Consider the following 26,260-nt stretch of genomic DNA (forward strand, 5'->3'; position numbering starts at 1 on the left):
TGAGGTATTTTTTATGGATTTATTAAGTTCACAATATGTAAGAGGCATTCGCCTTAAAAGAGAAGATATTCCATCCTTCAATCAGTATCCCTTCAGCCTTCCCAGCTTGAAAACCATGGATGAGATGCCTTTCCACCCGAAAGTAACCTTTCTGATCGGCGAGAATGGAATGGGAAAGTCGACCCTGCTGGAGGCAGTAGCGGTTGCACTAGGATTTAATGCAGAAGGCGGATCTTTTAATTTTAACTTTTCAACCTTCGATTCGCATTCTGTGCTGGGAGATTATCTCAAGGTGATAAAAGGCATAGATAGGCCATCTGATGGCTTCTTCCTAAGAGCAGAGAGTTTCTATAATGTCGCGTCCAATATTGAGGAAATGGACCGGGAAGGCAGCGCACCAAAAGTAATCGACTCCTTTGGAGGCCGTTCTTTACATGAGCAATCTCATGGAGAAGCGTTTTTCTCCACGTTTCTTCACCGGTTTCGCGGCAATGGGATCTATATCCTGGACGAGCCGGAGGCGGCACTTTCTCCTTTGAGGCAAATGTCCATGCTGACAAGAATTCATGATTTGGTCAGGGAACACTCACAATTTATTATCGCCACACATTCTCCGATCATTATGGCCTATCCGGATGCAGCGATATATGAATTGAGCGAGGAAGGCATTTCAGAAAAGAAGGTGGAGGAAACGAATCATTACCGCATCATGAAACAGTTCTTTGATGATAAGAATAGAATGCTTCACCATTTGCTGGATGAATAATAAAAATGGAGGCCGCATGCCTCCATTGTCTATGTATCTTATTCACTTTCGTGGCTGAACATCCAGTTTATACCGAATTTATCTGTTAACTGGCCAAAGCTCTTGCTCCAGAATGTTTCCTGCAGCTCCATGGTTACTGTGCCGCCTTCCTGCAGATTGTTAAAATACTTTCTCAGGTTATCCAGGTCATTAGTGACAACTGCGAGATTAATGTTATTTCCTACTGTAAATGGCATACCGGGAAAAGTATCTGAAAACATAACATTACTCCCGCAAATAGTCAGGCTTGAATGCATGACCAAATTCTTTGCTTCCTCCGGAAGTGGATATTCAGGACTTTGCGGAGCATCACCAAAAGTTGTAATCTCAGGCATTTCCAGTTCAAAAGCCTTTACATAAAATTCAATAGCTTCGCGTGTATTTCCCTCAAAATTAAGATAGGCATTAACAGCCATTCCTTTCACTCCTTCCTAATACAATACCATTATAGACAAAATATTCTAAATTTAATATAGTTCAAAAGTCAAAAAGTCAAAATCAGAACATCTTTATAATTCCTGAAGTGCTTGTTCTATATTACTGAAGCCTCTTCGGTCAATGCTATCAGGTTCATCCGATTCAATTGTCCACTCAGTTTTTGCAGGAGTTAATCCTCCATTATTATCTTTAATGAATGGACTATGTACGTGATAAGTTTTCCCGGCCTTTTTCACCGTGTATCCTATATAGCAGTGATGGTCCTGGCCTTCTTCCTCGAAAATACCAATATCGTCGATTCCATATTTGTCTAAATATGAATGAAATGGCTCCTGCAATGCACTGATAATTTGCTCTCTTGGTAAAAATTCCATGACGAATGCTCCCTTCCGATTATCTATCCCTTAATATGGCTTTTTTTGCAGGGATTAAACACGGAACTGTGAAAAGAGTACCCCGCATCAGCGAAGTACTCTGCTCCTTAACTTAAATCTAAGTTTTCCGAGAAGCTCCATAAGTTCTTCATATTCTTCCAGCTCAATGCTGCAAGCCTGAATGGCCTCTCCGACATTTTGGGTGATAACCTCTTTTTCCTTGCGTGCTTTTTCCTCAAGGAAGATATACACCTTGCGTTCATCAGCTTTGGAACGCTCTTTTCGAAGCCATCCATTAGAAATCATTCTAGAAATCATAGGGGTGAGTGTCCCCGTGCCAAGATTTAGTCTTTCTCCAAGCTCCTTTGCTGTCACGCCATCCTTTTCCCAAAGTGCCAGAAGAACCAGATACTGCGGATAGGTTAAGCCGAATGGCTGAAGGGCACTTGTATACAGTTTTGTAAATTCGCCTGCTGTTTCATAAACAGCAAAGCATAGCTGTTTGTCCAGTGTAAAAAAGTCTTTCACATGATCACCTGATTCTAATCTAGCATTACAATAATTTCGTCAAATCATCCTCGATTTTTCCTGGTTCAGTTGTAGGTGCATACCGTTCTACAACCTGGCCATTCCGGTCCACGAGGAATTTAGTAAAGTTCCACTTAATGTTTTTAGAAAGAATTCCCTTTTTCTGTTCTTTTAGGTAAGCAAATAATGGGTCAGTATTGTCACCATTTACATCAATTTTAGCGAAGATCGGAAAGGATACACCATAATTAAGCTGGCAGAACTCAGTGGTTTCCTCAATATTATCAAATTCCTGGTTATTGAACTGATCACAAGGAAACCCAAGAATTTCAACTCCGCTGTCTTTATACTTTTCATAAAGCTCCTGCAGTCCTTTGAATTGTGGCGTTAATCCGCATTTGCTTGCTGTGTTTACAATAATCAGAGGTTTGCCTTCATATTCTTTCAGAGATTTCAATTCACCATTTGTTTTTTTGACTTCAAAATCATAAACCGTTGTCATAAGGATACCTCCTATTTTTAATCGTGTACGATTTAATTTTAAACGATCTAAATTCCATTTGCAAACAAATCAGCTTTTTGTGAAACTAACATTAAAGTTCATTCGTAGGAATGATAGATTTCCAATTCATTTACAAAGGGTGATCATGATGTTGGACGAAATGCGGGAAGCAATTGAGAAACTCCCGGAGAGGGGAGCGAAGAGCTATTTATTCCACATATTGCTTCGGGTCCACTTATTGAAAAATAGCACTGATTCTCAGGAAGAGATACTTGAACTGCTTAATGATATTCAAAAAAGGATACTCTTTTATTCTCAAAAAAAGAAAATTGGAGTGGGAATATGAAACATACCACATCGTGTGCGGAGAATCACCGGCAGGAGCTTTAAAGGTAGGGCTGAGTAAAGAAAATAAGGTGATTGGCTTTCCTGATTTCTTTAGCAATGGGCCTCTCTGCAAGCCGCATGAAGAAGTGGGCAGAAAAAAGCGATTAGAATGGCTGATGGATCACATTAATATGCATGAAGATTACCTGGAAATGAGATATGAAAGAAAAATAGCCAAAGCACTTGAAGAGATAGATGCAATTCCTGCGGGAAAACCGATCGTTATTTGGACAGCTGACAACGCAGACGAACAAACGGGTTTGCGGTATTTCCTTCACTTATTAAGAAACAAAGAAAATAATGTGCATGTTATTAATACTGCTCAGTCATATAAGGAGCTTTTCCCTGCGAAAAAGCATCAATCCATTTTAAGGCACTCAGGTGAAGCAGATCCAGAGAAGCTGAAGGTGATATTAGAAAAAAACATAGGAAGTCCTTTATCACCTGAAGAAAGAAACAGTTTTGTATCTGATTGGCAGGCACTCTCAAAGACAAAGGAAGTATTGCGTATATGGGAAGATAATGAAATACATAGTGTACCAGAGAGTTATTTTGATGAATATATCATCGAGTCAGCCAAAAAGCTTCATAAAAGCAATAAAGGTTTTATAAAATCAGCCAGATTAATTGGTGAAGTGATTGGGCATCTGGATGAGCCAATTGGTGATGGCTTTGCCGAGTATAGAGTAAGATCCTTAATTTATAACGGAATTTTTGCCATAAAGGGAATTCCGAAAAGTATGAGGTATTATAGCATTAAGCTAAAAGGATTAAAAACCAAAAACGGAGACCGTCCGTCATCAGATTATTTGCTGAAACTTTAGTATATGATTTATGCTGAAGCCTAATGTACGCAGGAAGGAGCAGGAAGGATAGCCTCCTCCTTATTTTATGGATTAACCGCTTACAAATTAGCGTTTGTCTCACCGCACATATTACTATAAAATCATAGGTAGATACATAATGGGGTGAACATGATTGAATTATAGACGTATTAAACCGCGCAAAATATATGAAGAATTGGCTGAAGCCATTATGGATATGATAAAAGCTGGTGATCTGAAGCCGGGTGATAAGCTCGATTCTGTCCAACAGCTGGCTGAGAACTTTCAGGTTGGCCGTTCGGCGGTACGGGAGGCCCTAAGTGCATTGCGGGCTATGGGCCTGGTTGAAATGCATCAGGGGGAAGGTACCTATGTCCGTGAATTCAATTCAAATATGCTTAAGTTTCCTGTGCAAATAGCTGTCTTAATGAAAAAAGACGATGTGAAAAATTTGCTTGAGGTTCGCAGAATTCTTGAAGTAGGAGCAGTTGAAGCCGCTGCGTCAAGGCGGACGGAAGAGCATCTTGCCGAAATCAAAGAAGCATTGGAGCAAATGAAAAATGCTAATGATGAAGAACTGGGTGAAGAAGCTGACTTTCGTTTTCATATGGCCATCGCAAGAGCATCCCAAAATGATTTGCTGATCAGCCTCATGAACAATGTTTCGGAAATGATGGTCACAACCATGCGTGAAACCCGCAGGCTATGGCTTTATTCGGAAAAATCCACACTTGGCCGGCTGACCCTTGAGCATGCCAGCATTTATGAGGCAATTGAGCAAAGGAATGGTGCAAGAGCACAAAAACTATTGCTTCAGCATCTTCAAAGTGTGGAAGAAGTATTAATGGAATACTTTCAGGAAATTGAAATGTAATGGAAGTGCCCAATCGTAATTCTTACGATTGGGTTTAATTCTGCAAATTATTCGAAATATTCTATTGAGATATGAAAACGTTTTATTTATACTGTTTAATATACTAAAGTCATCAGATGACCTGTTAATAGGATTAATTTCACAAGTGAAGTAATCCTTCATCATGAAAGGGGAAATGAAATTTGAGTATTGGTTCATTAGCTATAATTGCTACATTGCCTATTGTTTCAGTCTTTCTATTTTTAGTTATATTACGTTGGCCAGCTAAGAGGGCTATGCCGGTTTCTCTAATTCTGACCATCCTTATGGCCATGTTCATTTGGAAAGTTCCGGGAAATCAAATAGCTGCAGCCATTGTAAAAGGGGTTGTCACGGCGCTTGAAGTGGGAGTGATTGTATTTGGTGCGATCCTGCTGCTGAACACACTGAAAGCAAGCGGTGTTATTTTTACCATTCGTAAAGGTTTTATGAGCATTTCCCCTGACCGCCGTGTCCAAACGATTATCGTTTGCTGGTTATTCGGATCTTTCCTGGAAGGGGCAGCTGGCTGGGGTGCTCCAGCCACTATAGTTGGCCCTCTTTTAGTTGCGATTGGCTTTCCGGCAATGGGTGCAGTTATGGTCGCGCTTATTCTGCAATCCACACCCGTTTCCTATGGGGCTGTAGGAACACCGATATTAATCGGGGTCCATTCAGGGCTGAAGGATTCGCCTCTTGTTCAAAGCTATATTGCTGAGCAAGGCACGACATTTGATGCCTACATAAATGCAATCGGAGGACAGGTTGCCCTGATTCATGGTGTCATCGGCATATTTATTCCATTATTTATGGTAACAATGCTGACTTACTTCTTCGGAAAAAATAAATCAATTGCAGAAGGGCTGGCCATTTGGAAGTTTGCCGTTTTTGCAGGTTTGGCCTTTACAGTCCCATATGCTTTAGTTGCCAATTTACTGGGTCCTGAATTTCCATCTTTGATTGGCGGTTTAATCGGCCTGGCGATTGTGGTGCCAGCCGCTAAAAAAGGTTTATTTACCCCTGCAAAAGCATGGGACTTCGAAGAAAAAAGCCATTGGAATCCTTCATGGACGGGCTCACTTGATGTGGACGTGGCAGACAAACCAAAGAAACAAGTATCATTTCTGGCTGCCTGGCTGCCATACCTGCTGGTTGCTGTTCTATTAGTTTTAACACGTGTGCAATACTTGCCGTTCTCGGCCTGGCTTCAAGCCTTTGTCCTGAAATTTGAGAGCGTTTTCGGGACGGCTATAACAATTGAATCCAAGCCGCTAAATCTTCCTGGTGTCATTTTTATTGTTGTATCCTTGCTTTCAATCTTTATTTTTAAAATGAATGTGAGAGATTACGGACGGGCAGTAAAAGACTCTTTTAAAACGATTGTCAGTGCAATGGCTGCTCTGGTATTTGCGGTCCCAATGGTCCAGGTATTTATCAACTCAGGAATCAATGCAGCCGATTTTACTAGCATGCCACTGGCATTGGCAGAGGGAATCTCCAATATATTCGGGAGCTATTGGCCACTTGCGGCGCCAACAATCGGTGCGATTGGAGCATTTGCTGCAGGAAGCAATACAGTAAGCAACATGATGTTCTCTTTGTTTCAATTCGGAGTAGCTGATAATATCCTTGCTTCTCCCGCCACCATTGTTGCCTTGCAGGCTGTCGGCGGGGCAGCGGGTAACATGATTTGTGTCCATAATGTTGTTGCCGCTTCATCTTCTGCCGGGTTAATAGGAAGGGAAGGAAGCTTAATACGAAAAACGCTTATCCCAATGACTTTCTATGTTATTTTTGCAGGCGGAATCGGGTATGTGGCCATCAATGGAATTGGCATGAATATTGGAACGCTTATCCTGGCCGCAGTGGCAGTATTCATTGCAGTTTTTATTGCCAAAGGCCAGAAACAGAACAGAATGGAAGATAAAAGGCTGAAAAAGTCAGCATAATGGTGCAAGCTCCATTGAGGGGCTTGCTATATTACACTAAAGTCATCTGATGACCTGTTGACTGTGCGGAAATCTGGGCTTAAACTTAGTTAAGACCAAGAATGAATATATTTACTTGAAGAAAGTAAAGGTGAGATCTATGAAAGTATCATTATTTGTAACCTGTTTAATAGATATTTTTCAGACGGATGTAGGAATGGATACATTAGAATTACTGGAAAAGCTGGGCTGCGAAGTAGATTTTCCAGAAAAGCAGACATGCTGCGGGCAGCCTGCCTATAATAGCGGATATGTGGATAAGGCGAAAGAATCCATGAAGCATATGATTACTGTTTTCGAACCTTCAGATTATGTTGTAACTCCTTCGGGATCATGCGGAACTATGTTCAGAGAGTATCCGCACGTTTTTAAAGGAGACCCAGTGTGGGAGCCGCGCGCCAAAAAATTAGCTGAAAAAACGTATGAACTGACACAGTTTATCGTGGATGTTTTAGGAGTGGAGGACGTAGGGGCAAAGCTGAATGGCATAGCGACCTACCACACTTCATGTCATATGACGAGATTATTTGGTGTAAAGGAAGCTCCAATGAAGCTGCTGAGTAATGTAGAAGGGCTTGAGATGAAGCCGCTCGCACATAACTATAATTGCTGCGGCTTTGGAGGAACCTTCTCGGTGAAGATGACGGAAATCTCTGAGCAGATGGTAGATGAAAAGGTTCAGAGTGCTGAAGATTGCGGAGCAGAAATTCTAATAGGAGCCGACTGTGGCTGCTTGATGAACATTGGCGGAAGAATTGACAGAAAAGGGAAGCCGATTAAGGTGATGCATATTGCCTCTGTATTAAATAGCAGATAGGAAAAGGGGGAACCACAAATGGCTATGAAAATAGGGGAAAAACCTTTTAAAGAGCGTGTTACTGACGGTATAGGTGATATGTTCATGCGCGGTGCTGTTTCCTCTGCACAGGGGCGTTTTCGCAGCGGAAGGCTAAATGCAGCTGAAGAATTAGGGAATTGGGAGGAATGGCGCAAGCTGGGTGAAGAAATTCGGACCCATACGATTGAGAACCTGGATTATTATCTGGAACTCCTGAGCGAAAATGTTTCAAAGCGCGGAGGGAATGTTTTTTTCGCTGAAACAGCTGAAGAGGCAAATGAGTATATTACCAATGTTGTAAAAAAGAAAAATGGTAAAAAGGTTGTCAAATCCAAGTCAATGGTGACCGAAGAAATTAATATGAACGAAGCACTTGAAAAAGCTGGCTGTGAAGTCATTGAAAGCGACCTTGGCGAGTGGATTCTGCAAGTGGATGATCATGATCCCCCGTCCCATATCGTTACACCGGCCCTTCATAAAAATAAAGAACAAATCCGCGATGTTTTCAGGGATAAATTAGGCTATGAGAAAACTGAGAATCCAGAAGAGCTTGCATTATTCGCCCGGGAAAAACTGCGGGAAGAGTTTCTTCAGGCGGATATTGGCATTACGGGATGCAATTTTGCCATTGCCGAATCCGGAACGATTTCCCTGGTGACAAATGAAGGAAATGCGCGGATGGTGACAACCATTCCAAAAACGCAAATTACTGTAATGGGAATGGAGCGGATTGTACCCACATGGGAAGAGATGGAGGTTTTGGTAAGCCTGCTGACCCGTGCGGCAGTCGGGCAGAAACTGACAAGTTATATAACTGCATTAACTGGACCTAAGCAAGAGGGAGAAATAGATGGCCCTGAAGAATTCCATCTGGTTATTGTCGATAATGGCCGATCAAAAATTTTAGGAACAGCTTTCCAGTCTATCCTTCACTGTATCCGCTGTGCAGCCTGCATTAATGTCTGTCCGGTCTATCGCCATGTCGGCGGTCATTCCTATGGATCCATCTATCCGGGCCCGGTTGGAGCGGTATTGACTCCGCTTCTTGGCGGATATGATGACTATAAAGAGCTGCCATATGCTTCAACGCTGTGTGCAGCATGTACGGAAGCCTGTCCGGTGAAAATCCCATTGCACGAGCATTTGCTCCGCCACCGCCAGGAGATTGTTGAAAAAGAAGGCAGAGCACCGGTATTTGAAAATTTATCAATGAAGGCATTCAGTCTCGGCACAGCTTCACCTTCCATGTACAATATCGGATCAAAGCTCGCACCGAAAGCGCTGGGAGCATTTACAAAGGATGAAAAAATTTCTGATGGCCCCGGTCCACTGAAAAATTGGACAGAAATCCGCGACTTCCCTGCTCCTAAGAAAGACAGGTTCAGAGATTTATATAAAAAAAGAAAGAAAGAGAGGGGAGAATGATGGCAGCTGGACAAGTGCATAATCGCAATTCTTTCCTTGACAATCTGGCAAAAAATCTGGGGAGAAGACGTCTTTCTGAGGTAGAGAAACCTGCATGGAATCATAATCCTCAGTGGGACGTTTTAAAGTGCGCCTCACAGGACGAGCTTGTAGAGGTTCTGAAGAAGCAATGTTTGCTAATTCATACGGATGTATATGAAACAGCTTTTGCAGAGCTACCTGAACAAATCGGCCGCTTGATTAAGGAATATGGCGGCAAATCGGTCGTTACATGGGATGACCCGCGTTTTGAAGAATATGGATTATCTTCCCTCCCTATTGATTTGAATGGCGATGGAATAGCAGTCCATGTCTGGGATCAAGAAGGAGGAGAAGAGAATCTTGCTTTCTCCGCACATGCAGACATCGGAATTACCTTTAGTGATGCTGCGCTTGCAGAGTCAGGAACTGTTGTTTTGTTCAGTGATAAAGGGAAGGGACGAGCAGTAAGCCTTCTTCCAGTGATTTACTTTGCCATTATCCCAAAAAGCACAATTGTTCCAAGAATGACCCAGGTTGCAAAGCATATCCACACAATGGTGGAGAATGGCGAACCTGTCCCATCCTGTGTAAATTTCATTTCAGGCCCAAGCAACAGTGCCGATATTGAAATGAATTTAATTGTAGGTGTACATGGTCCTGTGCAGGCTGTATATATCATTGTTAACGATAAATAAAGGAGGCTGATCTGCATGCAAAAAGATGCGGATCAGTCTTTTTAAATTGATAAGCCATCTGCTGGAATTTCATGCAGGCTTCATTTATTCTTAATAAAAGAAACGAATAGAAGAGGGATTTATCTTGAAAAAGATTTACAGTGATATTATTCAATTCCGCGGAACCCACTTTGATTTTGGTTTCATGCAGGGAGAACTTATAAAGGATTCACTTTCTGTTAAAAATCGGGAGGATCAATGGAAGGTAAGAAAGCCGCGTTTTTCAATAAGTGAAGCTGAAGTGAAAGAAGCGATTACGAGGTTTGCACCAGGAATTTGGGATGAGCTGCTTGGAATACAGGAAGCATTGCAATGGCCGATGGAGCGGGTTTTGAAGGAGTTTGGCGGGTATCGCCTCGATTATGTCCGTTCGGGCTGTTCCATCCTTACAGGGGCTGACTACCTGATCCGCAATTATGATTACCACCCGAAAACCTATGAAGGACGCTATACCTTTTTTCAGCCATCAGACCAGGGCTATGCGATTATGGGCCCCAGCCAGAGGGTGACCGGCCGGATGGATGGCATGAACGAAAAAGGACTGGTGATTGGCTATAATTTTATGAACCGTAAAAAGCCTGCTGATGGCTTTATCTGCTGTATGATCGGCCGCCTGATTTTGGAAGCATGTGCAAAAGTGGAAGAAGCGGTTGAGATGCTGAAGGAAATACCGCACCGCCATTCTTTTACCTATGTGGTGTATGACACAAGCGGAGAGACTTATGCAGTGGAAACATCTCCGAGAGGTGTACAGGTCCGTCAGACAACTGCCTGTACAAACCATTTTGAAATCATGAAGGATGAAAATCGCAACCATCTAGCTGACAGCATGCGCAGGCTGGATGTCATGAAAAGCCGTCAGGGTGAACGATTAGATGTACATGGTGCTTTTCGCCTCCTGAATGATAGCGATAAAGGCGTTTTTTCAGATCTTTATGGTAGCTGGGCCGGGACGATTCATACATCAGCCTATCTGCCAGGGGAGATGAAAGTCTGGTTTGCGCTCGGCGGCGACAGAGAGCCTGTTATCTTTGACTTCGGGCATTGGCTCGATGGCCAGGATATTGAAATTAATAGAATCACTGGTGAAGTTGATACGGACATTCCTTTTTTGCATATGGATGAACAGGCGAATTGGTTCAGGAAATGATGAAACGGAGAGTTGTGCTCTCCGTTTTTACATTTTGAAAAATATATTCATCATTTGGACAAACCATCACATTCTTTCATCTCTTTATGTTGTGGTACACTTTATATATGAATTGGATGTAAACTGAGGTGCATACACGTGAAAACAGTATTGGTCATAGGCGGCGGTGTAACAGGATTGTCCGCTATGTATGAACTGAATAAGTGGAAAAAAGAAAATGATCAGGATATAAGGCTTGTGCTGGCAGAATCAGCGGAACAGCTTGGCGGGAAAATCCGCACTGTCAGAGAAGGCGGATTTGTAATCGAAGCGGGAGCTGATTCGATTGTTGCCCGCAAAGCGAATGGGATGAATTTTATCCAGGAGCTGGGGCTGGAAGAAGAGGTTGTGTACAATGCTGCGGGGCGATCTTATATATATAGTGATGGAGAGCTGAACCTGATCCCGGCAGATTCTGTATTTGGGATTCCGGCGAGCGTTGAATCTCTTGCCAAGTCAACGCTTGTTTCTGCTGAAGGAAAGGTTGAAGCCCTAAAAGATTTTTATACGAAAAATGATAGCTTTACAAAGAACGATTCCATCGGCGATTTCCTGGAGCATTTCTTCGGAAAAGAGCTAGTGGAAAAACAAATTGCGCCTGTTCTTTCGGGAGTATATTCCGGGAATCTCAGTGACTTAACTATTGCTTCGACACTGCCGCAGGTGTTCGAATATAAAGAAAAATACGGCAGCATCATAAGAGGTTTTGAGGAAAATAAAAAAGTGTTCCAGAGCGGTGGGGGAAAGAAGTTCCTTTCCTTTAAAAAAGGTCTGGATGCATTAATTGATGCTTATGAGGAAAAATTGGATGAAGCAGAAATATTAAAAAACACAGAGGCAGTTAAAATTAAGGAAACGAATCGCGGGTATCTGGTTGATTTTTCGAATGGAGAAAGCCTTGAGGCAGACCATGTAGTGCTGAGCATTCCGCATAATGCCGCTGTAGCCCTGTTTGATCATGAGGAGCTGAAAGCGGAATTCGAACTTTTGAAGAACAGTTCCCTGATTTCTATCTATCTTGCTTATGATATTCCAGACAGCGAGCTGCCTGAAGACGGGACAGGGTTCATTACTTCAAATACGGATGAATTAACCTGCAATGCCTGTACATGGACAAGCCGCAAGTGGAAGCATACCTCAGAAAACGGTAATTTGCTTGTTAGATTATTTTATAAAAGCAGCCATCCGGCCTTTGCATCTCTAAAGGAAATGAATGAAGAAGATCTGCTGCAGACGGCTTTGGCTGATATTGAAAAAAGCCTTGGCATTACGGCTGTTCCCGCTGCAAGTGAAGTGACGAACTGGACTGAAAAAATGCCAAACTATCTGATATCTCATCCGAAGACAGTAGCATCAATTGAAAACAGGCTGGGCCAGGAATACCCGGGAATATGGCTTGCAGGATGCTCCTATTATGGTGTAGGAATACCAGATTGCATCGAAAATGGGGCAGAAACTGCCAGAAAAATTATTGAACGTATATAAAACAAAATCCCCTTCTGTTTAAAGATGGGGATTTTTTGCTTATATGATTTTTGTATGATCCTTAGGACTTTCAATCCTCATTTGCTCCAGTTCGAGCTTCATTTTTTCTGTTTCAAGCAAATAGTTTTCCTGCCTCAGCTTTTCCAGGGTGATTTCATCTTTAATCATATTGTGTTTAATCTTTGCAAGTCTTTGTGTATGAAAAGTCAGGATGGCGATGATGGGAATAGAGAAAGTCATCACAACAGCAATAGTACCTGTCAAATTCCTTGCACCTCACATTTAATTGAATTAGGAAAATTTGTATAATTTGTATTTGTATAGATTATAGCAAATGACAAGTGAGATAGAAACGCGAAAATAATCTGGTGGTGAAGAAATGGCTGAAATTACTATAAAAAGAGTATACGATCCGTATGAAGAGGATGATGGATACCGAGTATTAGTGGATAGGCTATGGCCGAGAGGAATTAAAAAAGAAGCTGCACATCTATCAGCCTGGGAGAAAGAAGTTGCACCAAGCAGCGAGCTTAGAAAATCTTTTAATCATAAACCTGAACTTTTCGGTATGTTTCGGGAAAAGTATCTCATTGAGCTGCGCACACAGACAGACATGATTCGCAAGATGGAAGAACTGTACGAGATATCTAAGAAGCAAAAACTTACACTAATATATGCTGCAAAAGATACAGTAAATAACCATGCAATTATATTATTGGAAGAATTATTAAGGAAGCAGAAATAGAAGCTTAATTTTATAGGAAGGAAAAAAATAAAAAATAGGTAGAAATACTTTAAATTTATGTAACGATTCTGAAAGTTTTGCGTTTTCTTTTTTCCTATACTTAAAGTTAAAAGAAGTGAGGGAGAAGGAAATGATTGATTTACTCCTGATTCATGGAACTGTCATTACTATGGATCAAAACAGGCGCATCATCACCGATGGAGCTGTTGCCATAAATGGAAGCAGGATCCTGGATGTGGATATGAGTGAAAAACTATTGGAAAAATATGAGGCGAAAGAAGTGATAGATTGCAGCCATCATTGTATCCTGCCTGGATTAATAGATGTACATGGACATGGCGGACATTCGATGTTTAAGACAATTGCAATGGAAAGCATTGATTTTTGGATGCCTATTATGACGAATACGTATAAGCACTTTGTAACAGATGAATTCTGGTATTTTGAAGGAAAGCTTTCTGCACTTGAGCGTCTGAAGGCGGGCATAACAACAGGTGTATCTGTTCTTGGCTCAATGCCAAGGTCGGATGATCCGGTTTTTGCCATCAATCATGCAAAAGCCTATGCAGAAACTGGTGTCAGGGAGGTTGTTTGCACCGGTCCCTGCAACCCGCCATGGCCTCATTCATTCAGCAGGTGGATAGACGGTCAAAGAATTACTAAAGAAGTCACCTACGAGGAAGTGTTAAATGGTGCAGAAGCAGTGATTGAAGCTTTAAATCATGCCAACCAAGATCGGACAAGAGCATTTATTACCCCATTCGTAATCGTTACATCAGTTGAACCATCTGGCCCAACTTCACCTGCCAAACTTCATCATTTAACAGAACATGATTTATACCAAGCAAAGAAAGTCAGAGAAATTGCCAGAAAATATAATACAAGAATCCACTCTGATGCTTTTGGAGGCATGATTCACTTAGCAGTAAAGGATTGGGAGAATGCTCTTTTAGGTCCTGATGTTCATCTTCAGCATTGCCGGGGGATATCCTTTGATGAAGCGAAAATATTAGCTGAAACCGGAACAAATGTCAGTGCCTCCCCTGGATTCTCTCAAATTCATGCCCGCACACCGATGATAGAATTGATCGAGCTGGGAACAACAGTTGCTATATCAACAGATGGCACTTCACCATCAACAAGCTTTGACATGTTTCAAGCGATGAGAAAAACACAATTTATTCATCAGGCAGCACATAGAGATGAATATTGCTTACCTGCTGGTAAACTTCTGGAAATGGTTACGATTGATGCTGCAAAATGTATTGGATGGGATGATGAATTGGGCTCTCTTGAAGCGGGGAAAAAGGCGGATGTTATAACTGTCAACATGCATCAGCCGCACTTAACACCTGAGTTTATGCATATTCATCGGCTTGTCCATCAAGCTTATGCAACTGATGTGGGGCATGTTATCGTAGATGGCAGGGTCCTTATGAAAGACAGAGCAGTCTGCTCCGTTGATGAAAGGTCAGTTTTGGCAGAAGCAAATGAAGAAGCTAACTCAACAATTAAGCGTGCTGGTCTTGAAAGATACATGAAGCAAACGAAATATTTTTGGGGTCACAAACGAACCTATGGAGATGGAATGGATCATAACGAAGAAGAAGCTGTTGGGGAGAAGGGGGACAATCAATGAAGACCAGGATAAAGGGAAAATATGTAATTGGATACGATGGAGAAGATCATGTCCTGATAGAAAATGCTGAAGTTGTATTTGAAAATGAAACAATCATTTATGTTGGAAAAAGCTATTCGGGCCAAACTGATAAAGTTATAGATGCCGGCAGCGCTTTAATCAGTCCGGGATTCATTGACTTGAATGCACTAGGCGATATTGATCATGATATCTTGCATTTGGAGGCCAGTTCAGCAAGACAGAAAAATCTGCTTTGGTCAGAGAGGTATGTTAAGCAAGGACACCATGAAATTATGACGGCTGAAGAAGAGGCCTTTAAATCTTTATATGCCTATTCACAGCTGATCCTTCATGGAATTACAACTGCTATGCCAATCACTTCTGTGCATTATAAAAAATGGGCAGAAACATATGAGGAGCTTGCTTCAGCAGCGAGGCATGCTGCTGACCTGGGACTGCGTATATACCTGGGTCCAAGCTATCAATCGGGGATAAGAGTCGTTCAGGCTGATGGCAATATAAAGATTTATTGGGATGAAGAAGCTGGAAGGCAAGGATTAGAAAGAGCTGTGCGCTTTTTGGAAGAGTTTGATGGTTCATTTAATGGTTTGGTCAGGGGAATGCTTGCGCCTGAGCGGATTGAAAGTCAAACGGAAGAAAGCCTTCTCCGGACAAAGCAATATAGTGATCATTATAAAGTTCCGATAAAATTGCATGCAGCCCAAGGTGATTTTGAATATCATACAATGATTGAGAAATATGGCGTAACGCCAATTAGGCATTTATATAATCTTGGATTTTTAGGATCCAGAACGGCGATTCCTCATGCCCATTTTATTGCTGGATACAGTGAGGCAAAAACAGGTGGTGGAGATGATTTGTCTTTGCTGAGGGAAACGTGCACAACTGTCATTCATTGCCCTTTAATAATTGGAAGGCATGGGCAGGCAATGGAATCCTTTGCAAAATATAAGCAGTCAGGAATTAATTTAGCGTTAGGAACAGATACGTTTCCTCCGGATATGTTCCAGAATATCAGAACAGGGAGCATGCTTTCCCGGATCGTAAATAAAGAAGTTAAAGACTCAGCATACTCAGATCTTTACCGTGCTGCTACATTAGGTGCAGCGAAGTTTCTGGGAAGAGAAGACTTGGGCCGTCTTGCAGCAGGTGCAAAAGCAGATATTATTGCAATTGATTTAGACGGATTCCATATGGGAGTTTTAGATGATCCCCTAAGAACAGTGATGGTAAGCGGAACGGGAAGAGATGTAAAGTTATCCATTATCAATGGGAAAGTAGTCATGAAAGACCGAAAATTACCCAACCTTGATTTAGAGGAATTGAAAGGAAAAGCGCATGAATATTTTATGAAAATGAAAAAAGGTTATTTAAAAAGAGATTATCAAGAGCTTCCTGAGAATGAATTGCTGCCGCCTTCTTTTAGATTTGTTGATTCTATTGATCAGCAATGACGTTTTTTTTTTTTGAATAAGTAGTAGAAAAAGTTTAAAAACATGTAAAGAAAGTAGAAAAAAATTAATCAGAATATTTTATATAATTAGACAAAGGCTTTAGGGCTGAAAAAAGGGGGGATTGTATTTGAAAGTGAAAAAAAGAATGGGGTTAGTGATCTTAGCTCTGCTGATCGCAATTCTTATTTCAGGATGTTCGACTAAAAATGAGGTTAACAGCAGTCAGGACTCCAAGGGAATAGCATCCGAAAACGGCGGAACTTTAGTTATAGCCCGTTTATCTGACGCAGAAAATTTAGATCATCATTTTATGTCGACGATCAATGCTGCCAGCGTTACACATAATAAAATTTATGAGGGGCTTGTTGGTCGGGATAAAAATGCCGAAATCAAGCCGGTGCTGGCTGAAAAGTGGGAACAGTTAGATGAAACAACTTGGGAGTTCAAGCTTAGAGAGGATGTAACATTCCATGACGGGACTGCATTTAATGCCGATGCCGTGAAAGCAACATTTGACCGGTTATTAGATCCGGATGTTGCCTCCCCAAGAGCTGTTGTATTCAAAATGGTAGAAGAAGTAAAGGCAGTTGATGAATTTACTGTCCAATTTAAATTATCAGAACCGTTTTCACCCTTACTATCCATATTGGCCAATCATGAAGGCGGCATTATCTCACCAAAAACAATCGAGAAATATGGAAATAAAGTGATTCAAGAACCTGTTGGGACAGGTCCATTTGTATTTGAGTCCTGGACACCAGGCAAAGAAATTGTTTTTAACAGAAATGAAACGTATTGGGGGACTCAATCTAAGCTGGATAAAGTAATATTTAAGATCGTCCCTGAAGAAACAACAAGGATATCCATGCTTGAAACAGGCGAAGCCCACATAGCCGAACCGCTCTCGGTCACAATGATGGAAACGGTGGAAAACTCCAAAAATGCAGAAATTTACCGCAGTGAAGGATTTGGCACAGAATATATTGGGTTCAACGTTGAAAAGGAGCCATTCGATGATGCCAGAGTCCGAAAAGCGGTTGGACATGCAATTGAAATGGATTCTATCCTGGAAGGGGTATTTGAGAATGTCGGGAAAAAGTCCAACTCACTGCTGGGGCCAAAGGTATTTGGATATCATGAAAGCTTAGAAGCATATGAATATAATCTCAATGAGGCAAAAAGGCTTCTGGCCGAAGCAGGCTACCCAAATGGTTTTGAAACAACATTGAAAACAATGGATAAGAAAGAATGGATCAATATGGCAGAAGTTCTTCAGTCTCAGCTGAAAGGGATAGGAATCAAACTGGACATTCAGGTATATGAATATGGGACATTTGTTGAACAAGTAAACCGCGGTGACTCTGAAATGTTTATTTTAAGCTGGAGAAATGCCACGGGAGATGCTGATTATAATCAATATAACCTTTTCCATAGCAGTTCACACGGAGCTGCTGGCAATACCTTCTTTTACAGCAATAAAGAGGTGGACAGCTTAATAGAAGCTGCACGGGCTGAAAAAGATTCGGATAAGCGGATTGAATTCTATGCAAAAGCTCAGGAAATCGAAATGAAAGAATCCGTATATATACCTGTTCGTGTAATTGAGAATATGGCAGCCGTTTCTAAAGATGTAAAAGGCTTCTCTATTACTCCTTCTGGATATTTGGATATCAATGACATTTCAATTAAATAAACGCTCTAAGATAAGAGGGATATCCATTCTGGGTACCCTTTTATCTTGTCTGGGGCCGGAAAGGTGAATGAAAATGAATAATAGCTATTGGCTAAAGAATGTGCGTTTGGAATGCGGATACAAGAATGAGAATAATAGAGTGTCAGGTACTATAACAGATCGATTTCATTTATTAATAGAAGACGGCTGCATTGCAAAGATCACGAAGGACTTAGAGGCTTCCACTGATGATCTGCCCATAAAAGATGCAAAGGGACTGCTGTTGTTGCCATCCTTTGTCGAAAAGCATGTCCATCTTGATAAAACTTATATGGGGGATAAATGGAGAGCCTGCATCCCTGCATTGGGTGTCATAGAACGGTGTGAAATTGAAAAAAATGCATTATTATCCATGCCTTCAAGTACTTATCAGCGATCAAAAGCATTGCTTAAGCAGTTAATATCATATGGTTCAACCCATATTAGAACTCATGTGGATATCTACCCTGAAGTCCAATTACAGAATCTAGCTGAAGTTCAGCAGACATTGGAGGAGTTTTCAAACTATGCCAGCTCAGAAATCGTTGCCTTTGCCCAGCATGGCTTGCTGCGCTCAGGGACACCTCAGCTTATTAGAGAAGCTATTAGAAATGGTGCAGGAATTGTAGGTGCGGTCGATCCTGCTACCGTTGACAACAATATTGAAGCCTCGCTTGTTCAATTGATGGATTTAGCTGTAGAAGGGGATGCAGATATTGATTTGCATTTACATGATCCTGGCCACCTTGGTACTTTTACAATGAAAAGGCTGGCCTTTCTGACTAAAGAAGCTGGCTGGGAAGGAAGAGTTGCAATTAGCCATGCATTTTGCCTTGGTGATGTTTCAAGGGAAGAAGTCTCTGAAATGGCAGAGATTTTAAAAGACGCACGTATTTCGATCGTTACTAGCCTCCCGACAGGCCGTGCGACACCACCTGTTAATCTGTTAAGTGAGTGTGGAGTAGAGGTTGCAGTTGGAAACGATAATATTTTTGATTCATGGTGGCCAACAGGTAATGGCGATATCCTGGAAAGAGCAGGCCGCTTAATTGAACGATATCGATGGACGGATGAAAAGTCTCTTTCCCAAACATTTAAATATATTACAGGGGGTAAGACGCCACTGGATCAAGAGGGAAATCAGATCTGGCCTATCGCTGGAGATGAAGCCAGCATGATCCTTGTCGATGCAAGCTGTTCAGCAGAGGCCATGGCAAGAAGAGCGGAGCGCTGTGCAGTGTTCTACAAGGGGAAATTAGTTTACGAAAAAAAGCATGAATCAGTGTGATTTGATCAGTCTCTGGTTTATTTTTTCTAAAAAATTAAGAAGTAAAGAAAACTAAAAAATTGGTAAAGGAATCCGAAAAAAATAGTTAGATTTTTTTATACAATTTAATAAATCAGTTATGAGGTTCCTCAAAATACAGGATAAGGATTACATGGATGATTAAAAGTAGAGGGAGAAATGCGATGATATATGATTTGATTATAAAGGGCGGCAATGTGGTTCTTAAAGACGAGGTAATAAAGAATGATATCGCAATTATAAATGGAAAAATTGCAGCGATTGAGGAAACTATTGACCATGAAGCTGAGCAGATCATCGATGCATCTTCGCAATATGTTATGCCTGGAATGATTGATACTCATGTGCATATTTGTGAGCCAGGCCGAACAGAGTGGGAAGGGTTTATAACTGGAACTAAAGCACTGGCAGCAGGAGGAACTACATGTTATGTGGATATGCCCTTGAACGCCCTTCCGGCTACGATAGACAAGAACACACTGCAATTAAAGGCAGAAGCAGCCAAGGGGAAGAATTATATCGATTATGCATTTTATGGCGGACTTGTTCCAGGCAATATTGAAAGGCTTGAAGAGCTATCAGATGAAGGAGTTATCGCATATAAATGCTTTATGTCCACTTGTGGAACGGATAACCCCGATGATTTTTCTAATGTGGATGATTATACCCTTTATGCGGGGATGAAAAGGATTGCTAAACTAGGCCAAATTTTATCGATTCATGCGGAAAATGCCCAAATTACTGATCGTTTAGGCGAAGAGTTAATGGCACAGGGCAGGACAGCTGCCGCAGATTATGTCCTTTCACGGCCAGTATTTACAGAGGTTGAAGCAGTGAAACGCGCTCTTTATCTTGGAAAAGAAACGAAATGCCCTATTCATTTTGTGCACATTAGCAGCGCAGAAGCAGTAGAAGAAATTATTAATGCCCGAATCCAGGGTCAGGATGTGTCCCTTGAATCATGTCCCCATTATTTTATGCTTACATCTGAACAGATTGAGAAGATTGGGCCGGCTGCCAAATGTTCTCCTCCACTGCGAACTATTGAAGAACAAGAAAAGCTTTGGGACAAGTTAATAGAAGGCAAGATTGATATGTTAACGTCAGATCACTCACCATGCCCGCCTGAAATGAAGCATAGTTCTTCAAATAATTTTTTCGAAGTGTGGGGAGGAATCACAGGGTGTCAAAATAACGTTGATTTAATGTTTGATGAAGCGGTTTTGAAAAGAAATCTGCCAATAGCTCATTTTGCAAGGATGATTTCTTCTAATCCGGCTAAGCGATTTAATATTCCTAATAAAGGAGAATTAGCTGTTTCATTGGATGCAGATATCATCTTAGTTGATGCCAATCGTTCTTATGTTGTTGAGGAGGAAGGACTATATTATCGGCATAAGCATAGCCCATACATTGGGAGGGTGATTAATTGCCGGGTAACCAAAACCCTCGTTCGCGGCAAGGTTGTATATGATTTGGATCAGGGGATTGTTGGGAAACCTCTCGGAAAAGCCTTAAAGTTAAAAAATGGAACCGAAACTTTGAATTTGATCTGAAATCAAAAAGAAGGAATTCAATGTCCGCAGAAAGTTTAGATAGGGGAATTCGGGATGACAGACTTAATCAATTTGCAGGGGAAACTTGAATATGAAAATTTAGCAAAAAATATTGTGAAAAGGCTTGAATGGCTGGGTTCATTTGCAAAGGACCCAGAAGGAGGAATTACCCGTCTTCTTTATTCCCAACAATGGAGGGATACTCAGCAAGCTTTGAAGAGATGGATGGAAACTGAGGGTTTGGAAGTAAAGTTTGATGAAGTTGGAAATCTTAGCGGAATACTGAAGGGAGTAAATCAGGCAGAAACCGTTTTAACAGGATCCCATATAGATACTGTGAAAAATGGCGGGTTGTATGACGGCCAATATGGTATTGTGGCTGGGATTCTGGCATTAATTTATTTGAAAGAACGTTATGGAACTCCAAAACGTAATCTCGAGGTTGTTTCACTGGCAGAAGAAGAAGGAAGCAGATTTCCTTATTGCTTTTGGGGTTCAAAGAATATTGCAGGAAGCACATATAAAAAGGATGTTGAAAATCTTGCTGATTCAAATGGAGTAATTTTTTCAGAAGCTATATGTGAGGCGGGATTTAACTATAGGGATGAAACAAAATCTCCGCGCCAGGATTTGAAGGTATTCGTTGAAGTCCACGTCGAACAAGGAAATATCCTTGAAACTGAGAAAAAGTCTGTTGGTATCGTGAAATGCATCGTTGGCCAAAGGCGCTTTACAATTGAAGTAAACGGTGAAGCAAATCATGCTGGAACGACACCAATGGGATATCGCAAAGATGCTTCATTTGCTGCCAGCCATATGATATATGAAGCACTTAATATGGCAAAGCGATATGGTGATCCGCTGGTAGCAACAGTTGGCAGGATTGATATTTCACCCAATATTGCGAATGTGGTACCAGGAAAAGCTACATTTACTTTAGACCTGCGCCATATTGATAAAAATATGATTTCCCATTTTACTGATAGATTCATAAAAAAAATAAATGAGATTTCACTGGAGCATGGGGTTGAAACGACCGTTGAAAAATGGCTCGATACGGATCCAGTCCCAATGGATCCGGAAATTATAGAATTGATTGAAAATAAGTGCAAGGAAAAAAACTTGAGCTATAAAGTAATGCATAGTGGTGCAGGCCATGATGCACAAATTTTTGCACCCTTCATTCCAACGGCTATGCTATTCGTACCTAGTGAAAAAGGCATTAGTCATAACCCTGATGAATATACTCATCCGGATGATTTAGCTGAGGGAGTTAAAGCACTGATCGGCACTTTATATGAACTAGCTTATAAATAATAGCAATGAAAAGGGGAGTTTATGAATGGGCTATCCAAAAGATTTATTATCAAGCAGGTCTGTAATAGAACATGGGAAGTATGCCTTAATCGCACCTGAAGGATTAGTGAACAATGTTATTCCTGGGTTTCATAATTGCATTATTTCTATCTTAGGTTCTCCTAAGCTTGGGGCAAGCTTTGTCGACTATTATGTGACAGTGAAAAAAGGAGGAGGAAATTTAGAAGGTTTTTGCGGCCAGCAGGATATACAGACTTTTGTTTACATACTAGAGGGAAAAATAAAGGCTTCTGCAGACGAGAAAGAATTTATCTTGGAGGAAAGCGGATACCTTTATTGTCCGCCGGGAATGAAATTGTATCTGGAAAATATGGGTGATGGGGACTCTAAGCTCTTTTTATACAAGCAGAAATATCGCCCTCTTGAAGGGCGAAAACCCTGGGTTATATCAGGACATGCAAATAGAATTGAATTTAGAAACTACGATGATATGCACAATGTAAACATTAAAGATCTATTGCCTGCTGATTTGGATTTTGATATGAATTTCCATATCCTTTCATTCGATCCTGCTGCGAGCCACCCGTTTATTGAAACACATGTTCAAGAACACGGAGCATATATCCTTTCCGGGGAAGGAATGTATAATCTCGATAATAAGTGGATTCCAGTCAAAAAAGGGGATTATATATTTATGGGCCCTTATGTACACCAGGCTGCGTATGCTGTGGGGAGAGAGAATTTAACATATGTCTACTCCAAGGATTGCAATAGGGATGCGGAATTATAAAAAATAAAATTTTTAGGAGAGGAGAAATGACAGTGTCAAACATTCAGCAGATTATGGAGGAAAGAATCTTTGAAATCGATAAAATTGCAAAGTTTGATCCTGATAAGCCGCAAAAGAATTACTTTTATGAAACAGATAAAACGGTAGGAGCTGTTTGGTGTCTGGAACCAGGACAGGAGGTATACTTGCATTCTCACTCAAATGTAGATGATATGTGGGTTTGTATTGAGGGAACAGGAACCTACTTTCCTGACTTGGAGAATGAAATTCAAATAGGAAAAGGCATGGTGATCCTTGCTAAGCCTAACCAAATTCATGGAATGCGGAATACAGGGAAGGATAGGTTTTTATTTGTTGGTTTTGCTGCAGGTTCTTTGCCAATGGATATAACAAGATATTAACTTGCAGGCTGCAGACTTATAAAAAGCATATCGCTCTCTGCCAGATTTCGGGAAGAGAGCGATATGTAAATTTTAAACACAATTATATACACAATAAAGCAGCACCCGGCTAAACTTTCACAGTAAGCTTCGTTCTTAATAGATTATAAATGAAATAACCTAAGCAAAGAAAGCTAGATAGGGAAAAGCTGATCCAAATCGTAAGAAGATTTTCCATAATAGGCAAAGCTGCAAAGCCCCCGGCAGTCCCAATAACAGATGCAAGGGGAATAAGAGCAGGCAAGGTTTTACTGCCGAGTATAATATACAGCATTGGAACGATCATGGAAGCATAAATATTACCGAAAAAAAACAGCAGTTCAATAGGGGATGGAGGCAAAATACTTACGATAAAAAGCAATAATAAACATATAGCTCCGGAAAAAAGATATGTGAATCTCCATTTTTCTTTATTGTTAAGGGGGCGGAGCATACCGACAATATTTTTAATTATTAATGAGACAATTGCATGTAATTCTGCACTAATTGCAGATGAAATGGCACTAAAGCAAAACAAGACAAATAAGACAATAAGCAAAGTTGAATTGATTTTTCCAATAAGCTCAAATAACAAGGAATAAATGGAATCATAGCTTCTTCCAAAAATAATAATCATGATCAAAGACGATAATGCAAGAGGAATAGTCGCCCATATTAAACCTGCTAACGTAAAAGTCATGCGCAGTTTTTCTTTTTTTATAATAAAAACTCTTTGCCATGTGGCGCGATCAATGATCACTTGTCCAAATCCAATTAAAATTGCTGTTAAAATAAACCAAATAGCTTCCATATTTTTAACATAAAGTATGTATGGATGATATAATTTAATTCCTTCATAAACAGGATATACACCTTCCTGGATATAAAAGTAAACAGGGATAATGATGACTGCACTGAATATAAGCACGACGTTGATGCCTGCGAGCTGATGGATTCTATGTATGCCCCCTGCTCCCCCAATAAAAAAACAAAACAATAAAAAGAAAACCATTCCAGAAAAAACAGGCAGAGGAAAAATCATGTGCAGAAGGATTCCTGCACCCATAGCCTGAACAAATATAGAATGGAAACTTATCACGAGAAGAATAGAAATCATGAACCAGTAACCAAGTGGAGTCAATCTTTGGCGCAAGACATCACCTATTGTTTGCTGGTCATGAAACCGATCTCGAATCTTTTTTGCTAATATTCCAAATAAAATTAGTGCAAGAGCACCCATAAGGGAATAGCCGATCCCTCCGGTTAGCCCATACTTAATTATTGTTTCTGGCGATGAGAGAATGGTATTGCCTGTTACCCATCTGGACAAAAGGCTAACAACACCAAAACCGATTCCCAGCTGAAAAGCTCCGCCAATATAGTATTGAAAATCGGTTTTCTTCATTGTGAAGTCTCCTTCAAGCGGTAATCCCTGGGTGATTGGCCTGTCATTTTCCGGAATATTTGGCTGAAATAGTGCTGGCTGTTAAAACCGCACTTCTCCGAAATCGTACTAATGCTTAAATCAGGATTCTCAATCAGCATTTTTTGTGCCTGCTTTAACCGAAAGTCGTTTAAGTATTCCGAAAAGCCCATTCCTACTTCTTCGTGAAATTTCCTGCTCAGATAGGCTGAATTAATATGAATTTTTGATGCTAAATAACTTAAAGTAAGTTTTTCATTGTATTCCTTTTGAATAATTTGCAAAGCCTTTACAATTTGCTCAGAGTAACTGCTAATTCGTTCATACCTTCCCAAAACGCTCATTAACTCTTCTTCAATAACGGGCTTTGTAATGTAATCTATCACTCCAAGCCGGAGTGACGTTTGGATATAATCAAAGTTTTGATAAGCTGTAACCATGATTAAATCAATATCACCAGCAGAGGAAAGCTCCATAGCTAAATCTAATCCCGATTTGCCTGGGAGCTGAATATCAAGGAAAGCGAGAAAGATGTCATGCTTCTTAATAATTTGAAGAGCCTGAGAGGCATCCTGAGCCTTAAAAAGAATCCAATTAGGGAATTTCTTTTTAATGAGATATTCCAATTGTTCCAATTCTATAAGTTCATCATCTACAAGCAAGATATTCATTGCATACTTTCTCCTTCCAATTTTTCTGACATAATAACGTGGGGAAATATAGCCAAAACAGCTGTTCCATCCTCCTGATCTGTTAATTGAACTGAAGTTTCATCATCGGGGAATAATAGTTCAAGTCTTCGTTTTATATTCTCAAGCCCCAGCCCTCCATCCGGGGGACTTGTTTCATAGTTCTCTAAAGAATTGTTCCACACAGAAACATGAATCGCTGATTCGATCTTTATTATTTTTATTTTTAATAAGGCCTCGCCAATATGTCTTTCAAAGGCATGCTTGAAAGCATTTTCAACAAGAGTTTGTATTAAAAAGGGAATAATAATGGCTTTATTCACACAGTTGTCCAAATGGATTTCGTAATGAAGACGGTCTCTAAATCTGGTTTTTTGTATCTCCAAATAATAATTTACATAAGTAAGCTCATCTTCAATCGAAATAAAATTATTTATGGTTCGATATTTAAATTTTAGCAGCTTTGAAAGGGTTTCAATGGAACGTATTAATTCGGTTTTACGGTCCAGCCTGGCTAGAGCCAGGATTGAATTTAAGGTATTAAAAAAGAAATGAGGCTGAATCTCCTGGTTTAATTGATTGTATAAAGCTGTTTGAAGTTCCCTTTCTAACGCTATTTCACGTTTTTGCTTCTCAAGTAAATCAATTCTTTTTTCAAAAACAAATAAAAATAGCAAGGTAAAGGCTCCCGCCAGCGGAACCAGAACGCAAAACATAATATAAATGGAGAATGATTCAATAGGCAGCATGGGATTCGTTT

At 40.6% G+C, this 26,260-nt stretch carries 26 protein-coding genes; 18 read left to right on the forward strand and 8 right to left on the reverse strand.

Annotation, left to right across the window (positions count from 1 at the left end):
* The first annotated feature begins 13 nt into the window (after positions 1–13).
* Positions 14–766 carry an AAA family ATPase gene (locus IRB79_RS06750; RefSeq protein WP_243507603.1) on the forward strand — a complete coding sequence of 251 codons (753 nt, stop codon included), beginning with the start codon at positions 14–16 and terminating at the stop codon, positions 764–766.
* 38 nt (positions 767–804) lie between these two features.
* Here the strand turns inward: IRB79_RS06750 and IRB79_RS06755 are convergent, their stop codons facing one another.
* The 4 genes from IRB79_RS06755 to IRB79_RS06770 all read right to left on the reverse strand — a co-directional run bounded on the left by IRB79_RS06755 (position 805) and on the right by IRB79_RS06770 (position 2,647).
* A complete protein-coding gene (locus tag IRB79_RS06755) occupies positions 805–1,221 on the reverse strand; it encodes a VOC family protein (RefSeq protein ID WP_243507604.1) in 417 nt (138 codons plus the stop codon).
* Positions 1,222–1,314: 93 nt separating this feature from the next.
* Positions 1,315–1,617, reverse strand: a complete 303-nt coding sequence (locus IRB79_RS06760; RefSeq protein ID WP_243507606.1) for a DUF5634 family protein — start codon at positions 1,615–1,617, stop codon at positions 1,315–1,317.
* An 87-nt stretch (positions 1,618–1,704) separates the two neighbouring features.
* Positions 1,705–2,145 (reverse strand): MarR family winged helix-turn-helix transcriptional regulator, encoded by a 441-nt coding sequence (locus IRB79_RS06765; protein ID WP_243507608.1) that lies wholly within the window; start codon positions 2,143–2,145, stop codon positions 1,705–1,707.
* 25 nt (positions 2,146–2,170) lie between these two features.
* On the reverse strand, positions 2,171–2,647 hold the full coding sequence (locus IRB79_RS06770) for a glutathione peroxidase (RefSeq protein WP_009335774.1): 477 nt from the start codon (positions 2,645–2,647) through the stop codon (positions 2,171–2,173).
* A 272-nt stretch (positions 2,648–2,919) separates the two neighbouring features.
* On the opposite strand from IRB79_RS06770, the gene IRB79_RS06775 reads away from it, so the two are divergent.
* The 8 genes from IRB79_RS06775 (at position 2,920) to hemG (ending at position 12,430) form a co-directional block, all read left to right on the forward strand.
* Positions 2,920–3,858: a DUF1835 domain-containing protein gene (locus IRB79_RS06775; RefSeq protein WP_243507610.1), complete on the forward strand. Its 939-nt coding sequence runs from the start codon at positions 2,920–2,922 to the stop codon at positions 3,856–3,858.
* Positions 3,859–4,012: 154 nt separating this feature from the next.
* Positions 4,013–4,732: a FadR/GntR family transcriptional regulator gene (locus tag IRB79_RS06780; protein ID WP_279401052.1), complete on the forward strand. Its 720-nt coding sequence runs from the start codon at positions 4,013–4,015 to the stop codon at positions 4,730–4,732.
* Positions 4,733–4,914: 182 nt separating this feature from the next.
* A complete protein-coding gene (locus tag IRB79_RS06785) occupies positions 4,915–6,699 on the forward strand; it encodes an L-lactate permease (protein WP_243507612.1) in 1,785 nt (594 codons plus the stop codon).
* A gap of 139 nt (positions 6,700–6,838) precedes the next feature.
* Complete coding sequence (locus tag IRB79_RS06790) at positions 6,839–7,555, forward strand: (Fe-S)-binding protein (RefSeq protein WP_243507614.1); 717 nt, start codon at positions 6,839–6,841, stop codon at positions 7,553–7,555.
* A gap of 18 nt (positions 7,556–7,573) precedes the next feature.
* Positions 7,574–9,001, forward strand: coding sequence for a LutB/LldF family L-lactate oxidation iron-sulfur protein (locus tag IRB79_RS06795; RefSeq protein ID WP_243507616.1), 1,428 nt, complete (start codon positions 7,574–7,576; stop codon positions 8,999–9,001).
* Positions 9,001–9,717 (forward strand): LutC/YkgG family protein, encoded by a 717-nt coding sequence (locus tag IRB79_RS06800; RefSeq protein ID WP_243509284.1) that lies wholly within the window; start codon positions 9,001–9,003, stop codon positions 9,715–9,717. The genes IRB79_RS06795 and IRB79_RS06800 overlap by 1 nt, the downstream gene beginning before the upstream one ends.
* A gap of 124 nt (positions 9,718–9,841) precedes the next feature.
* Positions 9,842–10,906 (forward strand): C45 family autoproteolytic acyltransferase/hydrolase, encoded by a 1,065-nt coding sequence (locus IRB79_RS06805; RefSeq protein WP_243507618.1) that lies wholly within the window; start codon positions 9,842–9,844, stop codon positions 10,904–10,906.
* Between the two features lie 138 nt (positions 10,907–11,044).
* Complete coding sequence (gene hemG / locus IRB79_RS06810) at positions 11,045–12,430, forward strand: protoporphyrinogen oxidase (RefSeq protein WP_243507620.1); 1,386 nt, start codon at positions 11,045–11,047, stop codon at positions 12,428–12,430.
* A 39-nt stretch (positions 12,431–12,469) separates the two neighbouring features.
* On the opposite strand, the gene IRB79_RS06815 is transcribed toward hemG, so the two are convergent.
* On the reverse strand, positions 12,470–12,694 hold the full coding sequence (locus IRB79_RS06815; protein WP_221880753.1) for a hypothetical protein: 225 nt from the start codon (positions 12,692–12,694) through the stop codon (positions 12,470–12,472).
* A 115-nt stretch (positions 12,695–12,809) separates the two neighbouring features.
* On the opposite strand from IRB79_RS06815, the gene IRB79_RS06820 reads away from it, so the two are divergent.
* The 9 genes from IRB79_RS06820 to IRB79_RS06860 all read left to right on the forward strand — a co-directional run bounded on the left by IRB79_RS06820 (position 12,810) and on the right by IRB79_RS06860 (position 23,370).
* Entirely contained in the window at positions 12,810–13,175 is a 366-nt protein-coding gene (locus IRB79_RS06820; RefSeq protein WP_243507622.1) for a DUF488 domain-containing protein, read from the forward strand.
* A gap of 130 nt (positions 13,176–13,305) precedes the next feature.
* The gene (locus IRB79_RS06825) at positions 13,306–14,814 is read left to right on the forward strand and encodes an amidohydrolase family protein (RefSeq protein ID WP_243507624.1); all 1,509 of its coding nucleotides are present in this window, start codon (positions 13,306–13,308) and stop codon (positions 14,812–14,814) included.
* Positions 14,811–16,289, forward strand: a complete 1,479-nt coding sequence (locus IRB79_RS06830; RefSeq protein WP_243507626.1) for an amidohydrolase family protein — start codon at positions 14,811–14,813, stop codon at positions 16,287–16,289. Before IRB79_RS06825 ends, IRB79_RS06830 begins: the two co-directional genes overlap by 4 nt.
* A 145-nt stretch (positions 16,290–16,434) precedes the next feature.
* Positions 16,435–17,982, forward strand: a complete 1,548-nt coding sequence (locus IRB79_RS06835; protein ID WP_431833428.1) for a glutathione ABC transporter substrate-binding protein — start codon at positions 16,435–16,437, stop codon at positions 17,980–17,982.
* 73 nt (positions 17,983–18,055) lie between these two features.
* Positions 18,056–19,288, forward strand: coding sequence for an amidohydrolase (locus IRB79_RS06840; RefSeq protein WP_243507629.1), 1,233 nt, complete (start codon positions 18,056–18,058; stop codon positions 19,286–19,288).
* A gap of 182 nt (positions 19,289–19,470) precedes the next feature.
* Positions 19,471–20,862, forward strand: a complete 1,392-nt coding sequence (gene allB, locus IRB79_RS06845; RefSeq protein WP_243507631.1) for an allantoinase AllB — start codon at positions 19,471–19,473, stop codon at positions 20,860–20,862.
* A 54-nt stretch (positions 20,863–20,916) separates the two neighbouring features.
* Positions 20,917–22,179, forward strand: a complete 1,263-nt coding sequence (allC, locus tag IRB79_RS06850; protein ID WP_243507633.1) for an allantoate deiminase — start codon at positions 20,917–20,919, stop codon at positions 22,177–22,179.
* A 25-nt stretch (positions 22,180–22,204) separates the two neighbouring features.
* Positions 22,205–22,969, forward strand: a complete 765-nt coding sequence (gene allE, locus IRB79_RS06855; RefSeq protein ID WP_243507635.1) for a (S)-ureidoglycine aminohydrolase — start codon at positions 22,205–22,207, stop codon at positions 22,967–22,969.
* Positions 22,970–22,995: 26 nt separating this feature from the next.
* Entirely contained in the window at positions 22,996–23,370 is a 375-nt protein-coding gene (locus IRB79_RS06860) for a cupin domain-containing protein (RefSeq protein WP_243507636.1), read from the forward strand.
* Between the two features lie 109 nt (positions 23,371–23,479).
* On the opposite strand, the gene IRB79_RS06865 is transcribed toward IRB79_RS06860, so the two are convergent.
* Genes IRB79_RS06865 through IRB79_RS06875 form a run of 3 tightly spaced genes read right to left on the reverse strand, consistent with a single transcriptional unit; the run spans position 23,480 to position 26,249 of the window.
* The gene (locus IRB79_RS06865; RefSeq protein ID WP_243507638.1) at positions 23,480–24,793 is read right to left on the reverse strand and encodes an SLC5/6 family protein; all 1,314 of its coding nucleotides are present in this window, start codon (positions 24,791–24,793) and stop codon (positions 23,480–23,482) included.
* Complete coding sequence (locus IRB79_RS06870; protein WP_243507640.1) at positions 24,790–25,482, reverse strand: response regulator transcription factor; 693 nt, start codon at positions 25,480–25,482, stop codon at positions 24,790–24,792. Before IRB79_RS06870 ends, IRB79_RS06865 begins: the two co-directional genes overlap by 4 nt.
* The gene (locus IRB79_RS06875) at positions 25,479–26,249 is read right to left on the reverse strand and encodes a sensor histidine kinase (protein WP_243507642.1); all 771 of its coding nucleotides are present in this window, start codon (positions 26,247–26,249) and stop codon (positions 25,479–25,481) included. Before IRB79_RS06875 ends, IRB79_RS06870 begins: the two co-directional genes overlap by 4 nt.
* Positions 26,250–26,260: the final 11 nt, after the last annotated feature.

The sequence above is a fragment of the Cytobacillus oceanisediminis genome, from assembly GCF_022811925.1.
In the GTDB taxonomy this organism is placed as follows: domain Bacteria; phylum Bacillota; class Bacilli; order Bacillales; family Cytobacillaceae; genus Cytobacillus; species Cytobacillus oceanisediminis_D.